This window comes from Legionella rowbothamii, from assembly GCF_900639985.1.
GTDB classification, from domain to species: Bacteria; Pseudomonadota; Gammaproteobacteria; order Legionellales; family Legionellaceae; genus Legionella; species Legionella rowbothamii.
The window spans coordinates 171,750-194,612 of record NZ_CAAAIM010000002.1; the positions used below are offsets into that span (position 1 = coordinate 171,750).

Below are 22,863 nucleotides of genomic sequence, written 5' to 3' on the forward strand. Positions count from 1 at the left end.
AAAACCTTGATTACACTAACCCTGCATAAAGTCGCTGGATTCTATTAATGCTTGGCGTTAAGATTATGATACTGTCCACCACGTTCTTTAAGATACATCGCCAGATTCGGATTATTAATAGGCAACTCACTCGTATCTTCTACGAGCATACATTCCTCAACATAAGTCATTTGACTGCTATCATCCACTAACAAACGATACCAAGGATTTCGTGTGGTAAATTCCCGTTGCGGAGCTTGAGGGTTATATCGTCCAGAAGCTTGGAACAACGGATCCACATCTACAATAATTGCTCGATAACGGCTGTGTTTATGAATGACTAAATCCCCAATATTAAAGCGAGCTGTTTTATTCATGTGATGTCCTTTTTTTGGCGCCTTACACCAGATATCGGTCAAAATAAATTTATCTTGAGTGTCGCTTTGTTGCTTGTAATTAAGCGCATTTGTGTAGGTCTCTAGGAAGTCATCTTGTAGGCCGGGCCTATGGTATGGCAGGTTCGAATGATGAAGTTCGCCTGTTGGCTTTTAAGGAGAACAGAACGTCGGGCCATGGGCCCGACCTACGAGAATATGCTATTTGGTGTAAGCAATCAGGCTAAACCGAGCGATTGTGCTGGCGTTGTTCTTGCGTCTCACTTGGGGAGAGATCTTCATTTTTTCGTCCTTGTTGAGTCGCAAATAAAGTAGATGATGCCTGTTTTTGTTGCAAAATATTTTTCGCTGTTGCTAGGTCTTGAGATAAAGCACTGTGTTTTGCTCGGGCGCTAATTAGCTTTGCACCGACTTCTGGCAGGAGTCTTTCACATGCAGCTTGATGATGAGCCAAGTCTCTTCGTTGATTGATCATACTTAGCCTATTTTGTTCGAGAATCACTTCCTCGAGTTGCTTGTCGTTGCTTTGCGCTTCCTCAATTTTTTGATTATATAAATTAATGAGTCGTTTCATCGCCATGATTTTTCTTGGTGCTTTATCAATTACGATTTTTAGCAGCCGGTGTTCTTCCGCGAGACCTTGATAATGATCATGGGCGCTACGAACTTGCTGTTCTAGTCGAGAAATTTTCTCATTAAGTTTTCCATCACTCATTTTTTCCACCATTAATTTGTCCAACTCATGATCAAATTATAGGCTAAAATCACCGAGTGGGTATGTGATGTTGCAAGCTCATTGATCTTTTAGACAAAATAAATCGTGAGGATAATTCCTGTTTCATAAAGCAAGCACAGGGGTACCGCAAGCATAATTTGTGAAAAAACATCGGGAGGGGTCAGTAGCATCCCAATAATAAAAGCCCCCACAATGACATAAGGACGGATTTTTTTTAGGGTAGCAACGTCAAGAAGTGTTAAACGAACCAGCGTTAGACAAATTAATGGCACTTGGAAACAAAGCCCAAAGAGCAAAAGCATCCGCGTAATAAAGTCCAAAGCATAGGCCATATCAGGCATATAACGCACCCCTTTAGGCAAGGCGTGAATAAAAAATTGAAACATAAATGGCAGCACTAAGTAATAACAAAAGGTAACTCCGGCAAGAAACAGCAGTAGACTTAGAATCAAGGCGCTACGCAAAGCCCGCTGTTCTTTTTGATATAATCCTGGACTAATAAAACGCCAAAGATGAAACAAGGCAAAAGGTGCGGTTAATAGCAGGGCTGCATCGGCTGCAAGCTTTAAGGGAGTAAATACCGGAGAGGCAATTTGCGTTACAATTAATTCGTTATCTGCTAAAAGTGTATGCAGTAGAGGGCTTACTAGTACTTGAAATAACTCATTGGCCATGAAAAAAAATGCAGCAAATAGAACAGCAAACCAGAGCAAAATTAAAATGCTACGGCGTCGAAGCTCCAATAAATGTGGCAAAATATTTGCTGACATAATTATTCGTAACCTTGGTGCGGTGCAGCGTAATTAAGCTTTTCCTAGCAGAGGTTAAATTCACTAAGCCTTGACTACGCTGCACTGCCCAAGGCTATATAGATTAGTTATGCTTCTTCTAATTCTCTGGCTTTTACTCCAGCACGCTCTGGTCGGGTTTCGCGAATACGATTGAATTGGTCTACAAATACCACGGTTGGATTTACTTGCGCACAATCTTCTTCCAAAACTTGGGAGAAGGTGGCGATAATGATTAAATCACCTGGGGTTACCAAGTGTGCCGCAGCGCCATTCACACAAATATTTGTAGAACCGGATTCACCGGTAATCGCATACGTTTCAAAGCGCGTGCCTGCGGTAACATTCCAGACATTTACTGCTTCATAAGGAAGTATGTTTGCTGCCTTAAGTAATTCTGGGGAAATAGTGATACTGCCTTCATAATCCAAATCCGCTTCGGTCACTGTCGCGCGATGAATTTTTGATTTTAACATTTTTCTATAGGCCATGACTCATCCTAACCTTATTCATTGTGCCCGAATTTTACTCCATATTAAGATTTATGCTAGAGCTAGCACAATTAAATTGTGGTATGCCGGGGATTCTGGGAAGTTTACGCCGAAGCGCCTTCTGAATAGGGCTCCATATTAAGCGTTGCGGCTCCCGTGCTGTGCGCGATGATGTGCTATTGGCCATGCAATTTTGCTCCTACCCCATAAGCAGGATATAATCCATTTTTATTTCTTTTGAGTGCCTACAGTGAAGCACATACCACGTAAACGTTTTGGCCAAAATTTTCTGCAAAGCATGCATGTTATTGAGGACATCTTGGGATCTATTAATCCTCAGCCAGAAGATAATCTATTGGAAATTGGCCCTGGTTTGGGTGCATTAACTATCCCGCTGTTGCGACGCATAAAGCAATTAACGGTTGTTGAAATCGATACGGATTTACAAAAGCACTGGTTGGATTACTCCGGAGCAGGTAGCCACTTACATTTAATTGCTGCCGATGCTTTAACCGTTGATTATACCCAATTTGGCCCAAGATTACGGGTTATCGGTAATTTACCGTATAATATTTCCACGCCATTATTATTCCATTTGTTAGGCTTTGCTTCATCAATTGAAGACATGCATTTTATGTTACAAAAAGAAGTTGTGGAACGAATGGCCGCCATTCCGGGCACCAAAAATTATGGACGCTTATCCGTGATGTTGCAGTATCATTGTGAGGTAGAGTATTTATTCGATGTGCCCCCTGAGGCGTTTGAGCCTCAGCCGAAAGTTGACTCAGCTGTTGTTCGTTTAGTGCCACATCAAATATCGCCATTTGAGCCTGTTGCAGTAGAGCAATTGGAGCGTTTGGTAGCAAGTGCCTTTGCTATGCGTCGTAAGACGCTGAATAATAATTTAAAAGGAATCATATCTGCGGATCAGCTAAATGATTTGGGCGTAGATGGAAGTAAGAGGCCAGAACAAATTTCTGTCTCTGAATATGTCCAACTAGCGAAATTTATTTCCAATTAGTGTAAAATTAATAACTGGGATGAAAGATTTGTAATTATTCACCACAATATTGGAGATTAATACTTCGCATAGCTGAATAGTTACTTAACTTAAAGTATGGAGTTATTAATCATTATGGAGATGGCTTTGTTTCATCGAGAGCGTAAAAATTCTTTGTCTATGCAAAGAAAATCTATAAAAGATTTAACCCGCATTGTAGCTGCCGGCCAGTTTTTGGCTGAGGAACGACGACAAGTATTACTCAAGAAAATACGTGTGTTTACTCATCTTGAAATGTCTCGTTATGAAAGTTTATGTACCCGACTCATTGAGAATTTAGTTCATTATTGCCAAAGTTTACCTGAAACCACAAACAGTTATTATTCACAACCAGGTGGACTGGTTGATCATGCGTTGAATCGAACTGAGGCGGCCCTAAGCCTATTTCAGGAGTTTATGGTTCAGGAGCCGTCAGGCGCGGTATCTGAAGAGCAGATGCTTTGGCAATATGCCTTGTATTCTGCCGCGATTTTACAAGGAATAGGTAAGCTTTTTATCGATTATCGGGTCAATCTATTTGACAGCAATGGTCAATTGTTACGCGAATGGAATCCACTTTTAGATAGCATGGGGTCTGTTGGGCAATTTTATTCTTATGAGTTTCAGAAAGAATCTGAGGTTGAATTGCGTCGTCGCATAAATTTGTTACTCGCGAGAGCCTTAATGCCTACAAGTGGTTTTTCCTGGATTGCATCGAATGGTGAAGTATTAGCGGTGTGGCTCGCTTTACTCAATGAAGATGAGCGCTCAGCAGGTACCTTAGGGGCTATTTTGATCCGTGCGGATGCGATTGCCATTCAGCGCTATTTTACGGAATTTATGCTGCGCAGTGGCATGCAAAACCCTTCTGGCCCTTATGGCCGTGCAGGCACCTTTAGTGGAGGTGTACCAGAAACGCTATTAGCAAAAGAGCAGGCTGCAGGACTGGAGTTTTTGGAGTGGTTTATTAAGTCCCTGGATGAAGGTCGCATCATGATTAATAAGGCGCCTTTATTTATGGTCCCTGGTGGCATGTTGATGTGTCAGGAAATGTTCCACCTCTTTGTGCGTGAACATCCTGAATATAAGAATTGGCAAGCGATACAAAACGGATTTCTTTCTTTAGGTTTACACAGTCGTAATGCCGATGGTAGTGTACTTAGTCGCTTTGAACAAATGCAAAATCAGCAGATGGAAAGTGGCATTGTATTTTCTAAGTATGCCATTGCATTACCGGGCTCGGTGAAGGTACAGCATTTATCCGGTAAAGTAGAAACCATGTCTGCGATGGAGTTAGTCAATAAGGCGCAATACCATACCCAGCTGACCCAGCAGCAAAATGCTGCGGTAGCCCCCAATTTGCAAAAACTTAATGCAGCCGGCCAATGGCAAGTGGTTGAAAATACAGGTAATGCCTTACGACCAGGAGCAAAGCACGGTGTCTGATTATGCCATTGGTGACATCCAAGGATGCTATGCCCCCTTACAACGACTTTTGGAACTCATTGATTTTGATGAAAAAGTAGATCGCTTATGGTTTGTTGGGGATTTGGTAAACCGAGGTCCTCAATCATTGGCTGTATTACGTTTTGTACATTCCTTACCTTTAGCACCCAGAATCACTTTAGGTAATCATGACTTGCATTTATTGGGTTCTTTATTTGGCGAGGAGCCATGGAAGGGGCATGATGATACCATTCAGGAAGTTCTGCAGGCGCCAGATAGAGACGAGTTAGGACATTGGTTACGAAAACAGTCAATTTTATATTATTCAGCAGAATTTAATCTGGTGATGGTCCATGCCGGCATTGCTCCGATGTGGGATTTGCCTAAGGCAATGCAGCTAGCGCGTGAGCTTGAAGAGGTACTTTCGGGAGATAATTATCAAGATTTTCTGTCCCATATGTATGGCAATAAACCGAATATTTGGTCTGATGACTTAATTGGTACTGACCGTTTGCGGATGATTACCAATTATTTTACCCGCATGCGTTTTTGTGATGCAGAAGGTGGGCTTAATTTGAGTTATAAAGGGACACTTGCGGCGGCCCCCGCAGACGTTTATCCTTGGTATGCAGTACCCAATCGTAAAGAGCTTGATGTGGACATTGTTTTTGGACATTGGGCCGCACTCATGGGGAAAAGCCCTAATTCTAAAATCTATGCCATAGACACAGGATGTCTTTGGGGAGGACAATTAACCGCCTTACGTTTGCAGGATAAGCAACGATTTGCAGTTTGGAACAAGAATGAATGAGTGAGTTAATGAGCAGATTCTCGTTATTTTTGTTGAGTGCCGTGCTTAGCTTACCGGTCTGTGCCTTAACAACTACAGAGAATCAACCGCAGCTACACCAGGCAGAAGAACGCTTAGAACAGGCCATTGCTAGACCCGAATTTATGCTTAAAAACTGGATTGAGCTCCCTACCTCTCCAGTGGCGCGTAAGAAAGCAATTCGCAAGTTAAGTCTACGCGAAGCTATTTTTTTGGCTTTGCGCTATAACCCCAATATCCGCAATGCGGAGTTAGATCGGGTGGTGCAACGCTATCAATTACGTTTAGCCAATAATGAATTTGAAATGCAATATGCTTTGGGTGCTTCAGGAGTTATCCAAAAAAGCCGCTTTAATGGTGTTGGCTCAGATACGACCCGTAGTTTTCTTGCCAGTCCTGAATTTGGTTTGCGTACTAAATTAGGTACTAAAGCCAGCCTTAATATTGATAATAATGTTTCTGGGGATAACAATTTTAGTCCGGTATTAAATTTTTCTCTCACCCAACCCTTACTACGTGGTTTTGGTAAAAATGTGAATGAGGCGGCATTACTAAATGCAATTGATACTGAATGGCTAAACAAAATAAGTTTGCGTCAATCTGTTTCTGATCAAATTACGCAAGTGATTATGGCGTATCGCTCGTTGATTTTGAGTGGTAATACCTTAGAAAATCAACGTTTGCAATTAAAAGAAGCGCAAAAGTCGCATGAAATCAATGAGAAGAAGATCGAAGCAGGACAGCTAGAGCCAACAGCCAACATTCAACAGTCTTATCAAATTGAGTCGTTGAGTTTGATGGTTGAGCAAGGTGAAAATGAGTTTCAAACTGCAACCCAGGAATTATTACAGGCAATTGGCCTTGATCCAGAAACGCATTTGTCCGTACCCAGCGATGTGGTTGTTGAGCAAATCGTGGTTCCGGATTTAAATAAATCTATTGAGCAAGCCTTGGCTCATAATTCCTTATACTTGGCCCAAAAATTGGCCTTACGGGCAGATGAGCGGGCCTATAAAATTGCGAAAAATCAACAGCTTTGGCAAGTGGATTTAGGAGCAAACGTACAAAGTGGTACGGTAAATGACGTGACTGGACAGAGCAAAGGGCTGCGCGGGATTTACAACGGTCATAATATTACCGAAGCAGCACGCTTGACGGTAACAGTTCCCTTGAATGATGTGAGTCGACGGAGCCAGTTGATTAATGCAAAAATACGCCTGGAAAAAGACCGGCTTAATTTGCTTGCCGCTAGAAGAGCCTTGATCACCAACATTACGAATACCATTAATAACATTAGAAGTTTGGCCAAACGCTATCAGCTAGCGCAAAAGCAAGTGAAGTTAGCAGAACAATCTTATGCTTTGGAAAAGAAAAAGCAGCAAGCAGGGATTGCTACAGCCTTGGATGTAAACAATACACAGAACCAATTAATTCAAGCACAATCGAACTTAATTACCGCAAAAATTGCTTATCTTAATCAAATTTCAACATTACAACGCACTCTGGGAACCACATTGGAACACTGGAAAATTAAACTTAGGTATGGTGGATGAATAATTATTTAAACCGATGGCAAATCGTCGCCTTAATACTAATTAGCATTGCGCTATCTGCTTGCGGTCGTCATGAACAGCAAAAAGTGGATCAGGCTCATCGTTTTGAGGTCAAAACGCAAACTCTACATAAAAATTTGCATTTTACCGGCACTATTCAGCCTTTACATGAAAGTACTATTACCAGCCCCATGGAGGCCGTAGTGGATACCATGAATTTTCACTATGGACAAATGGTCAAAGAAGGAGAGGTTATTTTAACCTTGAATTCTACCGCTCTACAAAAACAGTTTAATGAGACCTTAACCGAATATTTGAAGGCGAAAGATAGTTATACTATCGCCAAAGCGAAATTTTCTGGTACTCAAGATTTATGGGATTCGGGCTTATTGGCTAAAAATAATTACCTGAGTGAAAAGTCCAACATGGATACAGTGCGGGTCACGCTCATGGAGTCGACACGTAAGCTTACCGAAATGCTGGAAAAGGTTGATGAGCGTAATGCAAAAAAAATGTCGACCTTAAAGTTGGCTGATTTTGATAAGGTACGTGCTATTTTAGCCGCGCAGCACAATTTAATTCGCTTAAAAGCACCAAGTGGGGGCGTCTTGCTTTATCCTCCGAAAGCAGGTGAAGATAAAACTGCTCGTATTACCGTGGGAGCATCCGTTAAATCCGGTCAAGTAATTGCCCTAATTGGTGATTTAACCGGAATTAGTATTGAAATTGAAGTGCCCGAAATTGATATTTCCCAAATTCATACGGGAATGAAAGCCAGTATTAGTGGCATTGCTTTCGGTAAACATCCACTCCAGGGAGAGCTGGTCGCGGTAAATGCGCAAGCCTCAAATACTAGCAATGGTTTGCCCTTCTTTACTGCAGTAGTTGAAGTAAAGTCGTTGACCCCAGAACAGCAACGTTGGATTAAAGTAGGTATGAGTGCAGCTATTGAGCTTAGTGTCGATAGCGGTAGTCAATTAATTATTCCGATTGCGGCCATTAAACGAGAAAAAGGCCAAAATACGGTGATGGTCCAAAATTCCTCAGGGGCATTAGAAAAGCGAATAATTACCACGGGAGCCGCGCAAGTTGATACGGTTGTCGTAGAAACAGGTTTAAAAGTAGGGGATGTGGTGGTTTATGAGTAGCCCATCTTCATCGGCTAAACCGTTAATGAGTCTAAGCAATATTGTAAAGACTTATCATCTTGAAGGGATTAGCTCAACTGTATTAAAAGAGGTCTCCCTTACTGTTTCTGAAGGCGATCTATTAGCTATTGTCGGGGCTTCCGGTTCCGGAAAATCGACCTTAATGAATATTATCGGTTTATTAGATAAAGCGGATGCAGGAACTTACTTGCTTAATGAGCGCAATGTATCGGTGCTCAGTGATGATGAACTGGCGAACGTACGTAATCAGCATATAGGTTTTGTCTTTCAGCAATTTAATTTGTTACCACGTTTTAATGCCATGCAAAATGTAGCGCTGCCATTAATCTATCGCGGCACTGCTAACGCAGAAATTAATGATAAGGTCTTAGCTGCTTTAGAGCATGTTGGCATGGCACGTTATGCGCATCATCGTCCTACGCAATTATCCGGGGGGCAGCAACAACGGGTAGCCATTGCGCGTGCTTTGGTAACTGAGCCGCAGGTAATTTTAGCCGATGAGCCTACAGGAGCCTTGGATTCGCGTACAGGCAGCGAGGTGATGAATTTATTTTTAAGTTTGCATGCCCAGGGTCGTACGATCATTATGATTACTCATGATGAGCACATTGCTTCCTTATGCCGCAGGCAAATTACTCTGGCTGACGGGGTTGTGGTGGCGGAGCATTCGCAATGAACTTAAAGCGTCTTTTCCAACAGGCGGTAGTTAATTTAACAGCGGCAAAATTACGTTCCTTTTTAGCGGTTTTAGGTATTTTAGTGGGAACCGCTGCAGTAGTTGCCTTAATTAGTTGCGGCCAATTAGCTACGGAAAAAGCCTTGGAGCAATTTAAAGCCTTGGGGACGGATTTATTGGCGGTTGCCGTTTATCAAAAAGAACCAAGCAAATCCCCGAGCCATGCTGATAGCTTATCCATCGATCAATGGCAGCAAATTTCCGAGCTCATTCCTTATATTAAAGATATTGCCCCCTACAGTACGGCATTTCAGCCCCTTAGCTTTCAAGGGAAAACCATGCAAGGGGCGTTAATTGGTGCCGATGAGCATTTAGCCAAAATTATAAAAATTAAACTGGCCCAGGGGCATTTTGTATCTTTTGTGGAGTCCTTTGAGCATTACTGTGTGATTGGTGATGGTTTGGCCCAGCAAATTAAACAGATTAGTTTTGATGATCCAATTGGTAAGCAGATACGCATAGGTCATTCTCTTTATACCATTATTGGAGTTGCTGAGCGTTGGAAGGAAAATGGTTTTTTTAATGAGGACGTGAATCAAGCCGTGATTATCCCTCTGGCAGGTATGAATTTAGTGAGTAAAGAGGCTAAGATAAATAATGCGGTATTGGAGTTACGAGCGGATAGTCCTATTGATCAAATCATCCTTGATATAAAGCAACTCATTAATTCTTTTTCCCCGAAGCTAAGTGTTTTTCCACGCAGTGCCAAACAAATTATTGCCAGCATGGAGAGCCAAGGTCATATTTTTACCTTATTGCTCGGAGTTATTGGCGGAATTTCTCTTTTAGTTGGTGGTATTGGGGTAATGAATGTCATGCTGGTTTCAGTAAGTGAGCGAAAAAAGGAAATTGGTATTCGCAAAGCGGTGGGAGCCCGAAATAGCGACATTCAAGCTTTATTCTTAACCGAGTCAGTCATGCTTTCTTTAGTGGGGGGGATTCTTGGAGTGATACTAGGGTTAATTTTCACCCGGATCGTCGCCTATTTTAGTGCCTGGAATTTCACCATCTACATTTTACCCCCCCTGGCTGGCTTCATGGTCTCTGCCGCTACCGGCATTTTCTTTGGTTTTTATCCCGCCCGGCGCGCTTCAAAGCTAGAGCCAGTAGTTTCTTTACGGAGCGAATAATAAGCTTAGCCTGGTTGCTCGCAACCCGTTTTCCTTAAACATCAAGCGAATTAGTTAGCCGGAGGTGTATTTTCTTTTCCGACGTTGAATTTCCAAACTAACTATTCTATGATAAAAAAACTCTTTTTATCATAAAAATGGACTTTAGATATGTTAAAGAAACCTTTAGGATTGGCGGTATTAACCTGCAGTATTTTTTCCGTTTCCTATGCAGATACGCCAGCTCCAGATGCACTGGCTCCTACCCCAGATAATAACGTTCCCTCAAGCTATGCGCCAGTTGCTATCCATGAGTCCTTTCAAAGTATTTTGCAACGCATGAGTGCTGCAAAACAAGAAATTAATGATAAGCAACAAGAACTGTTAAAACAACGCTATGATTTAAGTAATAAGCCTTCCCCCACGGCAAAAATGTCTAATGGAAAAGCTGTTCAGGAGGGTGTTCGTGTTAAATTGCCAGAAGGCATGACTTGGGAAAAATTAGGAGAAATGAGCCCAGAGGATATTAAAAAACAAGGCTTATTCCCCGCAGGCTTCTTGCCCCTACCACACCCGCATCATGCGGAGGGGGGAATGGTTTTCCCTAAATTTGCTATTGATGAAATTAATAAACAGGAAAATCGGGATTTAACCCGCTTTGATTTGGATTTCGATATTCCCGATCATTTTTTACCCCCATTCCCGGCGCCGATTTTCTTAACCACGCACCCAGAGTTGGGTGATGTATCGAAGGGTAAATTAGTAACGATTGAAAACTATTATGAGTTATTTAATGGGATTTTGAACCCGAAGCAAATAGAAGGTTTGCGTCTCTTAGTTACTCCATTCCCCCAACAACAATTTAACCAAACTGAAGACCGCCGCTCCATAAAGCCAAGTCGAGGGGTTACGTGTTTTGACTGCCATGCCAATGGCCATACCAATAAGGCAACGCATTTAACCGGAGAAGCTCGACCGCAAGAAGTACGTCATCGCGTGGATACTCCTACCTTGCGTGGGGTAAATATACAACGTTTATTTGGTTCTCAACGTGCCTTAAAAACAGTAGAAGATTTTACTGAGTTTGAACAAAGAGCGGCATATTTTGATGGGGATCCAGTTATTGCGACTAAGAAAGGGGTTAACATTTTAGAGCGCGGTAGTCAGGTTCATTTTATGGCAGAATTTCAGTCAATCCTCGATTTTCCTCCCGCGCCTAAATTAAACTGGGAAGGAAAACTTGATCCCGCTAAAGCAACACCTGCGGAGATGCGTGGACAAGAGCTATTCTTTGGTAAAGCGAAATGCTCTACCTGCCATGCGGCACCTTATTATACCGACAATACCATGCATAACTTACAGACGGAGAAATTCTATCAGCCCCAAATGATTAATGGAATGAAAGTCGTAGGTGATGGACCGATTAAAACCTTCCCTTTAAGAGGCATAAAAGACTCTCCTCCTTATCTGCATGATGGCCGCTTGCTAACTTTGGCTGATACGGTAGAGTTCTTTAACCTAGTGTTGCAGTTAAAGCTGACTCAAGAGGAAAAAGCCGATTTAACTGCCTTCATGGAAGCACTATAAGGGCTTGAATTTTGCAATGGCATGTAGGTTGGGCCCATGAACCAATATGGAGTCTGAGGATAGCTCAATAACTTTGGTGATCCATGAGCGCAACCTACATTCACACCTACATGGTTGTACATACATCACGTCATCTTATAGAATACATTTTTAGTTTAGAGAAAATCACAGGGGAAGGGCTATGAGAAAGTGGTGGCTAGTCGCAATAGTAAGTATTTTGATGCATCAAATTGCCTTTGCACAACAGCAAAGTTGGAGTAAATGGGTTGCAGAGGTACGTACTGAAGCCTTAGCTCAAGGTATTCCTCCAGAAGTTTTTGACAGTGCTTTTGCCGGTATCCGTGAACCCAGTCATGCCATTAAAGGGCTTTTAAAGTCACAGCCTGAACATCGTTTGACTTTCATGAAATATCGAAACACTCGTGTGGATAACTACCGAATTGCAATAGGGCGCAAAGAATTTAAAAAGAACCAAGCTTTACTTGAAGACATAGCAAAAAAATACGGAGTAAACCCCTGTTTTATTGTTTCCTTCTGGGGAATGGAAACCAGTTATGGCACCTACATGGGTAATTTCCCAGTGATTAAAGCCTTAGCGACCTTGGCATATGATTCAAACCGTAAAGATTTCTTCCGTAAAGAGTTATTCATTGCTCTACGTATTCTTAATGAAGGTCACGTTAGTTTAGCTGACTTTAAAGGTGAGTGGGCTGGCGCTTCCGGGCAACCACAATTTTTGCCTTCCAGCTGGGTTAGATATGCAGTGGATTATGATGGTGATGGCCATCGTGATATCTGGAAAAGTAAACCTGATGTCTTTGCTTCCATTGCGAATTACATGAAACAAAATGGCTGGCAAACAGGCGAGCCTTGGGCGATTCAAGTTAAGTTACCTAAGAATTTTGATCGTGCGTTGGAAGGTAAAACTACGATTAAACCAGTAAGTGAATGGGCTTCTTTAGGTATACTTACAGAAGATGGCAAACCATTACCGCATCAAAACCTAAACGCAAGTATTGTTGAGCCTTATGGTGGCCCAGCCTTTATGGCCTTTCCTAACTATAAGATGATTTTGCACTATAATAACTCTATCTATTATGCAGGAGCCGTAGGTTACTTAGCAGATAAAATCTGCCAAGCACAACCACGATAAAATACTATGAGTGACTATCTTGATAAAATAGCCAGTTTAACTCCCTTAGCGCAGCGGGTAATCTGTGAGAAAGCCACAGAATATCCGCACACGGGAGCTTATAATCACGTAGTTACTCAAGGTACCTATTTATGTCGGCGCTGTGGTTTGGCGCTCTTTCGTGGCTCAAGTCAATTTAGCTCTGGCTGCGGTTGGCCTAGTTTTGATGCCAATATTGTGCAGGCGGTGAGACAAGTCCCTGATAGCGATGGCAGGCGCATAGAGATTCTTTGTGATCGCTGTGATGCTCATTTGGGGCATGTGTTTACTGGTGAGTACTTTACCCAAAACAATTTACGTCATTGTGTGAATTCAGCCTCTATTGATTTTGTTGCCGATAGCACGGTTTTAGATACCGAAGAGGCCATTGTTGCTGGTGGTTGCTTTTGGGGTGTCGAACATTTTTTAAAGCTGATTCCAGGGGTACTGAAGGTTGAGTCAGGTTATACTGGTGGTGTGACCTTAGACCCAAGTTATGAGCAAATCTGTCAAGGCAATACCGGCCATTATGAAGCCGTACGTGTGGTTTATGATAAAGCGAAAACAGACTATCACCAGGTGTTAAAACGGTTTTTTGAAATTCATGATCCAACCCAGAAATCGGGACAAGGCCCTGATATTGGGCAGCAGTATCAGAGTGCAGTGTTTTATTATAATCAAGAACAATTAGAGGATGCCGAGCTCCTGATCCAAATGCTACAAAAGCGTGGCTATCAAGTGGCAACACGTCTATTACCCGCAAAAACATTTTGGCAGGCAGAAGATTATCATCAAGATTATTATACCAAACATCATAAGAGTCCTTATTGTCATCAACCCGTAGATCGCTTCTCATAAACCAATTTATTAGCCTCTCCATCAATGTAAAAAATTGGATATAATTAACCTTATGTAGGTAATCTAAGCATAGTTATGCTAGAGCCCAAAGAAACCTCTAATAAAACTACGATGAAAACGAAGAAACAGGATGATGAGGTTTTCTTATCGATGAGCGCTCAATTAGATGCTGAAGAAAATGCGAAGAAAAAACTGGCCTGCAACCCGGGCTTTCCTTTCCGCGCTAAATCCCGCAGTATACCTCCGAAGCTATCTTGACTTTCATTCTGCCCCCTGATAATTTTTTTCCCTTTGCTTTGGGGGCGGATTAATTATGTCGCATTATCGTAAACATGCTGCTTTTGCATTGATGGTCCAACTGGTGTCATTCCTAGGAAAAGAGAGATTGCAAATCAAGGACTATACACCGAATCCCCAGGTTAATTGGGAAAAAATACTTGGAGTATTAACGGAATGTGAAAGCAAAACAAAAAATATTTATCAACATCAGAATATATTTAGCCTTCAAGTATATAATTATTTTTATCGGTACTTATTGACCATTTTAATTGCCGAGAAATATCTTGAGCTCAAAGATGCAAAAGCATTCAATAAGCATTCAGCTGAGCGTAGACTTTTATTGGATAAACATTTCTCTTCCCTCCTTGAATGGTTTACTCCTTACCAGAAGAATGTAGCAGAATTAAAAGAGTTCGTGCTTCCTCAGCCACTAGTAGAGTCGCAAATAGTGAAGAGTTATGAGGCAGATACTGCTACTAAATTATACAAAAATTATGTGCAAACGATTAACAAGACAAGTTTCTATAAATTGCATGCTGATATACCTGCTTATAACCAATGGGTAGATGTTCTTTCTGCTCTTGAACGAGCCGAGATCGTTATGCTGCATAATTTATATGATAAGAGTTTAAATGCAGATGGTTGTTATCGCTATTTAGCGGCTCTTGCGGGAGCGGAGAAATATCTTGGCAGCACAAAGAAAGATAAACTACAAAGGAGGGCTCAGGTACATGAGCACTTAACCTGTGTAATTGAAACGGTGAAATTAATACAAGCAAAAGAACCTTCATTAATTTCGCTAACAATACCTTCATCAAGGACGGTTCGTGAGACAGTAAGCTCTTCTGTCCCAAAAGAAAGACAGGAGCTTTATCGTGATGAGAAATTAACTTCGGTTCTAAAAAAGATAGAGGATTATGCGAATTTCCTAAAAAGAGATCCTCGCAATCACTCTTTTTTTGGCACAAGCCTTCGTGTCTCTAATAAAGGGCAAATGCTGTTAGATTTTGTAACGGATATTCAAAATGCAACGGACTTAAGCGCAATTAAAAAGATTATTCATGATTTCGATCTGCAGCAAAATAAATACCTCCATTATAAAGCTATTTTCTCATTAGGGCAGAATGCAACCACCCTCTATTTTAATTCATTTATGAGCAATATCGGTTGCGCTACACGTCTGCGAACAACAACCATTACATTAATCGATGAACTTCGAGCACTGATTAATGATTTGAAGGATATTTCCCTAAGCAGCCCCCATCGGGCTAGCTCTAATATAATGTAGCCCGTGGTTGTAATTAAGCGGTAGGTACTTAAGGTTTTCTTGCTAAATAAGATGCTCAGATTAACGTGGTTAAGCCGGGGTAACTCGGTTTTTTCTACACTATAGGCAATGCTCTTAGCCTAGTGATGCTTAATTATGCGCAATCAAGTTTTCCTTTGCTGTCTTATGTTAAGCTCGTAAATAAAGATGTTCAAATCCTGAAAACGATAAACTATGATGTTTTCTCAATGCCGACTTTTCAGCATCCAAACTCAAATTAGGATAGCGTTCCAGTAAGGTTTTAAAAATATGATGCATTTCAATACGCGCTAATTTCGCACCTAAACAAAAATGACTGCCATAACCATAACTAAAATGTTGCGCTTTTCTCTCCGCAAGGTTAATGCCATCAGGTTGATTAAAATAATGAGGATCACGATTAATCGCATGGGTTGAAATGAAAATAACTTTACCTTGCTCAATTAATTGATCACCGAGCATGGTATTGTTTTTGGTCACCCGGAAAATAAAGGTTACCGCAGGATCAAGGCGATTACATTCTTCAATATAAGCATCAAGAGCGTGCATATTTTGTCGGACTTCACTCCATAAGCCTGGGATGCTTAATAGGATAAAAAGGTTATTACACAGTTGATCAGTGGTGGTGACTTGTCCTGCAACCAACATCATAATGGCTTGAGAAATAATCTCTTCATCATTTAAACCAAAATGTGCTTGGTGTTCTAATAGGATACTCAAAAAATCATTACCCGGTTTGTGGCGTCTGTCGCTAATTAATTGAGCAAAATAATCATACAAGCATTGAGCACTGTGATTTACTTTAATCCCATCAGCATCAAGATAACTGGTCGAGCCACCAAAAAATTGAGTCATGTTATTCGACCAATGATAAAAATCCATACGCTCCGCATCAGGGATAGCAAAAAGCTCCGCTAATGTGACCGATGGGATTTGTTGTGCCAGCTGGCTGACAAAATCAAAAGCTTGTTGCCCTTTAAATTCCGTCAGACAGTGGTCAATGGTGTCTTGAATCAACGGCTGCAATTGTTCGAGAAAATTAGAGCTAAACCCATGATAACAAATCCGTCTTCTATCGGTATGTTCTGGTGCATCACTCATCACCATCATTTTACTGACCACCTTAAAAAAGTCAGTAATCAAGGACAAATTCATTTCAGGCATACGTGAAATAAAGAATGGGCTGCGGTCACAGCTAAAATCTTCACTCATCAACACCTGTTTTGCTAACTGATAGGAGCTAATAACCCAGAAATTTCCAGGGGCCCACCAAAAAAGGTCTCCCATTTCCCGTACATGAGTACTGAATTGTTCTGGAGTTGAGTTCTGCTTTAATTGCATTAAGGTATAGGCGGTCATAATATTTGGATCCTTCGTAAATGTCGTGGGCTATGGCACTGAAAGGCATTGCGCCCATGAAGCAAAGAAAAATTATCGGCAATCAAAAAATCACCGGCTTGCCATTGATGTTGATACATAAATTGTGGCTGCCGTAGGTGCTGGCTTAAAGAACTTAGAATTTGTTGCGATTCCGTGTCGCTTTTGCCATTGACTCGCACCGTTACTGGGTTTAAATAGTCTTCACCTACGGGTTCGGCAAAGCGTAAAATAATACGTTGCGTGTCTGGATGGTAATTAATTAAGTCACGTGTAATAGAACCGCCATAATGGGCAAGTTTTTCGGTATGAAAGTTTAAGGCATAATGGCGCCATTCTGTTTGTTGAGCAGCACTAGCCGCTTGCCAAGCTGCTTCCGTATTAATAAATACGGTTTCACCCCCGCTACCTATTTCGGGAGCGTGCAGACAGTTAAAAAACAAGAAACGAGGTTCTTGATGAAAGGCACCATCCCAATGCAAAGGCACATCCCCTTCGGTAAAGAGATAGTTTCTGGGGGCTGAGTCTACTTTCATTTCCATGACCGGGCCAAAATCCCAAGAAAGCAAGCGAGCTTGACTTTGACAGTAATTTACTAAGACATCGCGCTCTAAATGATGGAAGCCACGTAACAGTATAATCTTATGCTCTGTTACTTGGTTGAGAATAGCTTCGAGAGAAAGCATGGTTAAACACCGTGGTTCTTTGGTTTGAATAATGTAGGGCTGCATTAGCTTGCCTCCAAAACGTAGTGATCTTCATCTAAGGTAGCTCCTAAACGCTCAGCTTCTTCGCGCTTGATTAATTGCCAGCCTTGAGCATCTTTTAGCAAAACATTATGCCAAGGCGTGCTCCAGCGGTTACTAGAAGGGATAAATTGAATGCCCATTTTGTTAGAACCGCAGGGTTGTGGGTGAATAGACAGGCGTATGGATTGGGAAAAATACTGAGTCAGTAATGCGGACCAGGCATTCGAACGACGCATTACTTCATAGGCAGTTTCCTTAGCTTGTTGCCGCACTTTATTTTTGCTTCGCTCAGGTTTTAGTACTAATTGATCTTCAATAATAAAGCGATGGATACCATTGAACTGATAGCGCCACTGCGGTTCTTCGAGAATCTGTTGTTTTAGGTTTGCTAAAGATTGACCAAATTCCAGCATGAGTAATTCACGCATGCTTTGATAATTATGGCCGATATATACCTCATCTAAGTTAAAGGTGGTTATATGATTCAGCCTATATTCGCTTATAATGTTTTGAATACCCTGCTGATATAAATCCACATCGGCATCATTGACCAATACCAAATCATTAAATACCCGACCATCAGAACAAATAATTAATTTCACGCCTGGTTGATGAATTTTTTGCATGTTTTGGCATAACTGATTGAGTTGAGTTAAACCTATAATTTCGCCGCGATCGGGCTTGGCTGATAAAGTTTTTTGCCTGTTTGCTGACTTTGCCGGAAAGGCAGGAAGAATTAAGGTTAATATGCGCTCATCGCGAATTGCTTGCTGAATTTTGGCTTTTGGATGCCGGCTGCATAGGGGGCATTCAACGCCTTGGCATGTTTTTTCAGCATCTTCACTAATACGTCGTTGGTTCATGATTAGACTGAGCAGCTGTTGCGTCGTTTCTTCAATAACAGACATAATTTTCTCCTTGTGTTAGTTAATTTCAGATTAGAGAAAATCTTAATAATTTGATAATATTAAGTTTTTATAAACTTAATAAATAAATCTGATGGATATTGATTTTGATGCTTTGCGCGTTTTTGTCTTAGTTGTGGAGCGTGGTGGATTTAATGCCGCGGCTCAAGCCTTATTTAAAAGCCAACCGGCAATTACCGCGGCGGTGAAAAAGTTGGAAGAGCAGCTTGGGATGCTACTTTTCGATCGCAATCAATATCGCCCAGCGCTCACTGAGGAGGGAATAAAATTACATCAACGTGCACAATCACTTATTGGACATTGGCATAATGTCAGTCAATTCGCAGAACAATTGCAGGCACAACAAGAAAGCGATATTACCATTGCCATCGATGTATTTTTCCCGCTGGCTAGCCTTAAAAACCTCTTACAAGGCTGGATTAATCGGTTCCCAGGTACGCAATTTCACTTTCTTTCAGAGTCCTTGGGTGGGGCCTGCGAACGCTTATTGAGGAATCAGGCTGATTTAATTATCAGTGAAAATTTAATTATGAAGAAGGCAGTAGAGGTCATCCCATTACGCACCGAACCGTTGGTCGCCGTAGCAGCACCAGAATTTATTGAGCGTTATCGTAAACAATTAGATGATTTGGATACGCTTTCTGAATGCATGCAAGTAATTCTGCGCGATTCATCTCAATCTGATTTTTCTTTTGGCGTCCTTGAGCATGGCCACCACTGGACTGTTCGGGATGTGATGGCCAAGAAAGATATTATTGTTGCAGGCCTTGGCTGGGGGCGATTACCGCTTCATTTAATCACTCAAGAGCTTGCTGATGGACGTTTGCATTATTTACAAGGAACCCATTTTGACCAACGCCTGGTTGTCATGGGCGCCATACGCTTACAAAAGCCAGCTCATGGGCCGATTGCTGAATGTTTATGGGCAGATTTAAACCTAAGAAAATTGTAGTCTATAATGCGTAGGCGGGGCTTAAAAACCCCCAACAATCAGGGCTTGTGCTACTCCCGATGCTGGACTTGTCAGCCCAGCCCACATTCACCCCAAGAGGACATACTATTTTAGCGACAGAGAAGTCTCTTCATCCATCTCGCAATAATAGCGCTCTTTTGCCGCGGCAGCAATTTCTCGACATTTAGAAACACTGGATTCATAACCGCTAGAAAAACGGCTTTGACAATATGATCGCTTGCTCTCCAATAACTTGACGATGCCACTGTAATGTATATAGCAAATTCAGATGAATCTCAATTTAACCGCGTTCATTAAACGAACTTAAATTATCATGAAGAATAAAACTAGCTTATTAACACAAATAGCTGTAGTATAAACACAGCTAGAAAATGTCTTTTTTACATTCTCCAAATCGTCGTTTTAATCATTTAATCCCTCGTACTGTAGTTTTTAATTTCTGACCAGTTTCGGCTATTTTCGCCTATTAAAGGTATTTAAATTAAAATTTAAGGATATACATATGTCTAAAGCAGTAAATGGGATTGTCAAATGGTTTAACGAAGCGAAGGGTTTTGGTTTTATCGAGCAAGAATCTGGCCCGGATGTATTTGCCCACTTTAAAGAGATTGTAAGTTCTGGTTTTAAAACCCTTACAGAAGGTCAGCGAGTGCAATTCGTTGTAACACAGGGTGCTAAAGGCCCTCAGGCACAGAGTATAACAGCCCTTTAAATTTAAGATATTTGTACTACTACATCTCTTTGGGATGTAGTAGTACCGATTCAATCGAACATATCAGAAAAGCACCATAAAAAATACCGCGAAGCAATGCTATGGAAAGAATTTCCATTATTATCTTTCACAAACCCTCCCAAATCACCCTCATCTATCTCAAGGCGGGCGAAGGCAATCGAAAGCAGCCCGAAGACTCCACAGATCAACGGAGTTTTTCTGGTACACGATTTGATTATCGCATATAAAACTGACAGTAATTCTGAGGAAGCGATACAATTACAAGAACAGTTTAATCAACTCTCTGGCCATAACATACTGGAAAATATTATTGATTTCGATAAAACTGATTTGGATGCGAAGGAAGTAAGAACACCATCCTCTAAATATCATATGTCCAATAAGTTATTAATTGGGAATCAATTTTATAAAAAATACATTCATATAAATGTGCATAGGATCATTAAAATCGACTTTATAAATAAGAAGGTAATAGATAGGAATAAGAGAATCCAGCAGAACAAAACTTTGAACCCTAGGGTTTAGGTGGGGGGCAAACGTGTCAGTTCAGGCTTCCCACAATTAAAGTGATATAGCACAACGCTGACAACAGAACGCTCTCCATAAAAAGCTTATCGGTTCAAACATTTTGTACTGCTGGCTGTAATTAAGTATAGCACTTGAATTGAATGGTAATAGATTTTAGTAATTATTTTATCTGTTAATGATTTAAACCTAAATCTTCTTTGCGACAAAAAGTATAGATAAACCACCGTGTTAATGAACGCATTAATTTTTGTATTAAAATTGATCTTTAGTGGGTTTTATCGGTTTAAAAAAGTGTTTCAATTAAATATTGTATAATTTATAGCAACGAAACGTTTTATTGAGCTGAGTTGCATTATCATAGGTAAGTCTTTAAGGTCATAATCCGCATACCTACATTAACAGTACTTCTAGTCTATAATTTAGTTAATAAGGATATTTTGGAATGATAATATGAGACACTTTTTCTTATCCCTAATAATATTTTTATGTTTTAATGGTTCCGTTTATGCTTCTGCGTTTTGCGATGGATTTAGTGAGGGTTACAAGACAGTGAAAGGAGATATGGTAATCGTTCCAATATGTCCTATAGAACCTATTACACCTATTGGTAGTACTTCTTTTCGAGAAGGTATAAAAGCAGGGATAGCTGCTGCGCAAGAAAATTAAAAAATATCAAAGGAGTACATCCAATTGATAGGTTAATCGGTCTCCAAAAAACAACGCGTGGCCATGATACGTCGAATTGATGGGCTCAATTTTTATATACAACTGAATGGTTAATTCAACTTAGGTCAACTTTTATTTTAAAAAAAAACGGTCTATCAAAGCGAGAAGCATTCAATCGAGATTTATTCATCATAAATACATGTTTTGTGTTTTCTCATTTATTATTCATATTAACTCAATATAAAAATAGTGATGTATTAGGTTGGTGGCCATTAATTCTTTATTATATATTTATAATAGGTTTTGTATTCGCTCTTTTATTTGCACTTGGGGCAATGATATTGGACGAACATACAAAATACACATTGGTATTTTCTAAAATTTTAATCATCATATTATTTGTTCTTAGTATAATGTCTATTTATTACCCGGGTGCGTTTTTTTCTAGATCGAGTTTCTTCTATGTTATTTTATTTATATTATTAATTGGTAACTTTGCTTGGTGCTTCACAAATAAGTTAATAAAGAAATGAGGGAGGATCACCCTATCCTGGTGGGCATTTGAATAGATATGGGGTCTTTCCATTGAATACAAACGGAATTAAAATAGGGGTGTGACAAGCATTGGAACGAAAAGGTACTCAAAGCAAAATATCCCTAGGCTAGCTCTTCAGCGACATTTAGCGGTCTTAGTTGTCCATCTGCCACGACTTTTGGCAACATAAATGAAAAATGCCAAAAAAAATTAATATGCTTCCGTCCCAATGGTGATAAACGTGCTTCATTTTCCTCTTTTATTACTTCACCTTGCGCACGCAAGTAATCTAACGCAGACTGTATGTAAACTGTATTCCACAACACTATCGCATTGGTAGCTAATCCAAGTACGTTGAGTTGATCCTCTTGTTCTTCTCGATATTTTTCATAAATTTCACCTCGGCGACCATGATATACGGTTCGCGCTAAACTGTGGCGACTTTCGCCTTTACTGCCCTTCACCAAATTTAGTCCAAAACATAATTTTATCTCATAAACTCATTGCGATTCTTTATAATGCTTATCAGCCTCTTCAGCCTTGCGTTGATTTTCCTGTAATTGATACTCGCTGAGTTGTTGCTGCCAAAATGCCTGTGCCTGTGTTTTCCATTGCTGTAACTGGCGCATTAACAGGCCTAAATGAGTTGCTAACATGGGTAATTTTTGGGGGCCAAATACGATTAGAGCAACAATAAAAATTACCAGAAGTTCCATACTCATAATGATTTATTATCTTCTTTCGAACGGTCTTTTATAGAATCATCATTCAATGCTTTGCGAAAGTTCTTAATGGCTTCACCCAGATCAGAACCGATGGTTTTTAACTTGGAGGTGCCAAATAGGGCAATGATAATGATTAATATTAATAATAAAGAAAGGGGGCTAATACCACTGAGTCCCATG

General features: G+C 40.7%; 24 protein-coding genes. 14 read left to right on the forward strand and 10 right to left on the reverse strand.

Annotated features, from left to right (window positions below):
- Nucleotides 1-44: 44 nt before the first annotated feature.
- The 4 genes from hspQ to panD form a co-directional block, all read right to left on the reverse strand.
- Nucleotides 45-356: a heat shock protein HspQ gene (gene hspQ / locus E1P08_RS05975; protein WP_133136117.1), complete on the reverse strand. Its 312-nt coding sequence runs from the start codon at nt 354-356 to the stop codon at nt 45-47.
- 241 nt (nt 357-597) lie between these two features.
- On the reverse strand, nt 598-1,089 hold the full coding sequence (locus tag E1P08_RS05980) for a hypothetical protein (protein ID WP_133136118.1): 492 nt from the start codon (nt 1,087-1,089) through the stop codon (nt 598-600).
- Between the two features lie 89 nt (nt 1,090-1,178).
- Nucleotides 1,179-1,880 (reverse strand): twin-arginine translocase subunit TatC, encoded by a 702-nt coding sequence (tatC, locus tag E1P08_RS05985; RefSeq protein ID WP_165485102.1) that lies wholly within the window; start codon nt 1,878-1,880, stop codon nt 1,179-1,181.
- A 107-nt stretch (nt 1,881-1,987) separates the two neighbouring features.
- A complete protein-coding gene (gene panD / locus E1P08_RS05990) occupies nt 1,988-2,389 on the reverse strand; it encodes an aspartate 1-decarboxylase (protein ID WP_133136119.1) in 402 nt (133 codons plus the stop codon).
- A gap of 250 nt (nt 2,390-2,639) precedes the next feature.
- Here panD and rsmA point away from each other — a divergent pair, with 250 nt between their 5' ends.
- The 12 genes from rsmA (at nt 2,640) to E1P08_RS06050 (ending at nt 15,453) form a co-directional block, all read left to right on the forward strand.
- On the forward strand, nt 2,640-3,410 hold the full coding sequence (gene rsmA / locus E1P08_RS05995) for a 16S rRNA (adenine(1518)-N(6)/adenine(1519)-N(6))-dimethyltransferase RsmA (RefSeq protein ID WP_133136120.1): 771 nt from the start codon (nt 2,640-2,642) through the stop codon (nt 3,408-3,410).
- A gap of 114 nt (nt 3,411-3,524) precedes the next feature.
- The gene (locus E1P08_RS06000) at nt 3,525-4,874 is read left to right on the forward strand and encodes a conjugal transfer nickase/helicase domain-containing protein (protein ID WP_133136121.1); all 1,350 of its coding nucleotides are present in this window, start codon (nt 3,525-3,527) and stop codon (nt 4,872-4,874) included.
- On the forward strand, nt 4,867-5,685 hold the full coding sequence (locus tag E1P08_RS06005) for a symmetrical bis(5'-nucleosyl)-tetraphosphatase (RefSeq protein WP_133136122.1): 819 nt from the start codon (nt 4,867-4,869) through the stop codon (nt 5,683-5,685). Before E1P08_RS06000 ends, E1P08_RS06005 begins: the two co-directional genes overlap by 8 nt.
- Nucleotides 5,686-5,693: 8 nt before the next feature.
- Nucleotides 5,694-7,256 (forward strand): TolC family protein, encoded by a 1,563-nt coding sequence (locus E1P08_RS06010; RefSeq protein WP_242602394.1) that lies wholly within the window; start codon nt 5,694-5,696, stop codon nt 7,254-7,256.
- A complete protein-coding gene (locus tag E1P08_RS06015) occupies nt 7,253-8,404 on the forward strand; it encodes an efflux RND transporter periplasmic adaptor subunit (protein WP_133136124.1) in 1,152 nt (383 codons plus the stop codon). The genes E1P08_RS06010 and E1P08_RS06015 overlap by 4 nt, the downstream gene beginning before the upstream one ends.
- Nucleotides 8,397-9,101, forward strand: coding sequence for an ABC transporter ATP-binding protein (locus E1P08_RS06020; RefSeq protein ID WP_242602395.1), 705 nt, complete (start codon nt 8,397-8,399; stop codon nt 9,099-9,101). The genes E1P08_RS06015 and E1P08_RS06020 overlap by 8 nt, the downstream gene beginning before the upstream one ends.
- Nucleotides 9,098-10,291, forward strand: a complete 1,194-nt coding sequence (locus E1P08_RS06025) for an ABC transporter permease (RefSeq protein ID WP_133136125.1) — start codon at nt 9,098-9,100, stop codon at nt 10,289-10,291. Before E1P08_RS06020 ends, E1P08_RS06025 begins: the two co-directional genes overlap by 4 nt.
- A 150-nt stretch (nt 10,292-10,441) precedes the next feature.
- The gene (locus tag E1P08_RS06030) at nt 10,442-11,857 is read left to right on the forward strand and encodes a cytochrome B6 (RefSeq protein ID WP_133136126.1); all 1,416 of its coding nucleotides are present in this window, start codon (nt 10,442-10,444) and stop codon (nt 11,855-11,857) included.
- Nucleotides 11,858-12,077: 220 nt separating this feature from the next.
- A complete protein-coding gene (locus E1P08_RS06035; RefSeq protein WP_423202202.1) occupies nt 12,078-13,010 on the forward strand; it encodes a lytic murein transglycosylase in 933 nt (310 codons plus the stop codon).
- Nucleotides 13,011-13,016: 6 nt separating this feature from the next.
- A complete protein-coding gene (locus tag E1P08_RS06040) occupies nt 13,017-13,886 on the forward strand; it encodes a bifunctional methionine sulfoxide reductase B/A protein (protein WP_133136128.1) in 870 nt (289 codons plus the stop codon).
- 75 nt (nt 13,887-13,961) lie between these two features.
- Nucleotides 13,962-14,144 carry a hypothetical protein gene (locus E1P08_RS06045; protein ID WP_133136129.1) on the forward strand — a complete coding sequence of 61 codons (183 nt, stop codon included), beginning with the start codon at nt 13,962-13,964 and terminating at the stop codon, nt 14,142-14,144.
- 55 nt (nt 14,145-14,199) lie between these two features.
- A complete protein-coding gene (locus E1P08_RS06050) occupies nt 14,200-15,453 on the forward strand; it encodes a hypothetical protein (RefSeq protein ID WP_133136130.1) in 1,254 nt (417 codons plus the stop codon).
- A gap of 168 nt (nt 15,454-15,621) precedes the next feature.
- On the opposite strand, the gene E1P08_RS06055 is transcribed toward E1P08_RS06050, so the two are convergent.
- The 3 genes from E1P08_RS06055 to E1P08_RS06065 are packed head-to-tail and all read right to left on the reverse strand — an operon-like array spanning nt 15,622 to nt 18,505.
- Nucleotides 15,622-16,830 (reverse strand): cytochrome P450, encoded by a 1,209-nt coding sequence (locus E1P08_RS06055; RefSeq protein ID WP_133136131.1) that lies wholly within the window; start codon nt 16,828-16,830, stop codon nt 15,622-15,624.
- On the reverse strand, nt 16,827-17,534 hold the full coding sequence (locus E1P08_RS06060; protein WP_242602396.1) for a TauD/TfdA dioxygenase family protein: 708 nt from the start codon (nt 17,532-17,534) through the stop codon (nt 16,827-16,829). Before E1P08_RS06060 ends, E1P08_RS06055 begins: the two co-directional genes overlap by 4 nt.
- A gap of 44 nt (nt 17,535-17,578) precedes the next feature.
- Entirely contained in the window at nt 17,579-18,505 is a 927-nt protein-coding gene (locus E1P08_RS06065) for an isocyanide synthase family protein (protein ID WP_133136133.1), read from the reverse strand.
- A gap of 91 nt (nt 18,506-18,596) precedes the next feature.
- Here E1P08_RS06065 and E1P08_RS06070 point away from each other — a divergent pair, with 91 nt between their 5' ends.
- Both E1P08_RS06070 and E1P08_RS06075 read left to right on the forward strand, forming a co-directional pair.
- Nucleotides 18,597-19,475, forward strand: coding sequence for a LysR family transcriptional regulator (locus tag E1P08_RS06070; protein WP_133136134.1), 879 nt, complete (start codon nt 18,597-18,599; stop codon nt 19,473-19,475).
- A 523-nt stretch (nt 19,476-19,998) separates the two neighbouring features.
- Nucleotides 19,999-20,208 carry a cold-shock protein gene (locus E1P08_RS06075; RefSeq protein ID WP_133136135.1) on the forward strand — a complete coding sequence of 70 codons (210 nt, stop codon included), beginning with the start codon at nt 19,999-20,001 and terminating at the stop codon, nt 20,206-20,208.
- A 1,872-nt stretch (nt 20,209-22,080) separates the two neighbouring features.
- Here the strand turns inward: E1P08_RS06075 and E1P08_RS06085 are convergent.
- Genes E1P08_RS06085 through tatA form a run of 3 tightly spaced genes read right to left on the reverse strand, consistent with a single transcriptional unit; the run spans nt 22,081 to nt 22,862 of the window.
- Nucleotides 22,081-22,422, reverse strand: coding sequence for a Tn3 family transposase (locus tag E1P08_RS06085; RefSeq protein WP_165485103.1), 342 nt, complete (start codon nt 22,420-22,422; stop codon nt 22,081-22,083).
- A 36-nt stretch (nt 22,423-22,458) separates the two neighbouring features.
- Nucleotides 22,459-22,680, reverse strand: coding sequence for a Sec-independent protein translocase subunit TatA/TatB (locus E1P08_RS06090; RefSeq protein WP_133136138.1), 222 nt, complete (start codon nt 22,678-22,680; stop codon nt 22,459-22,461).
- On the reverse strand, nt 22,677-22,862 hold the full coding sequence (tatA, locus tag E1P08_RS06095; RefSeq protein WP_133136139.1) for a twin-arginine translocase TatA/TatE family subunit: 186 nt from the start codon (nt 22,860-22,862) through the stop codon (nt 22,677-22,679). Before tatA ends, E1P08_RS06090 begins: the two co-directional genes overlap by 4 nt.
- Between the last annotated feature and the right edge of the window lies 1 nt (nt 22,863).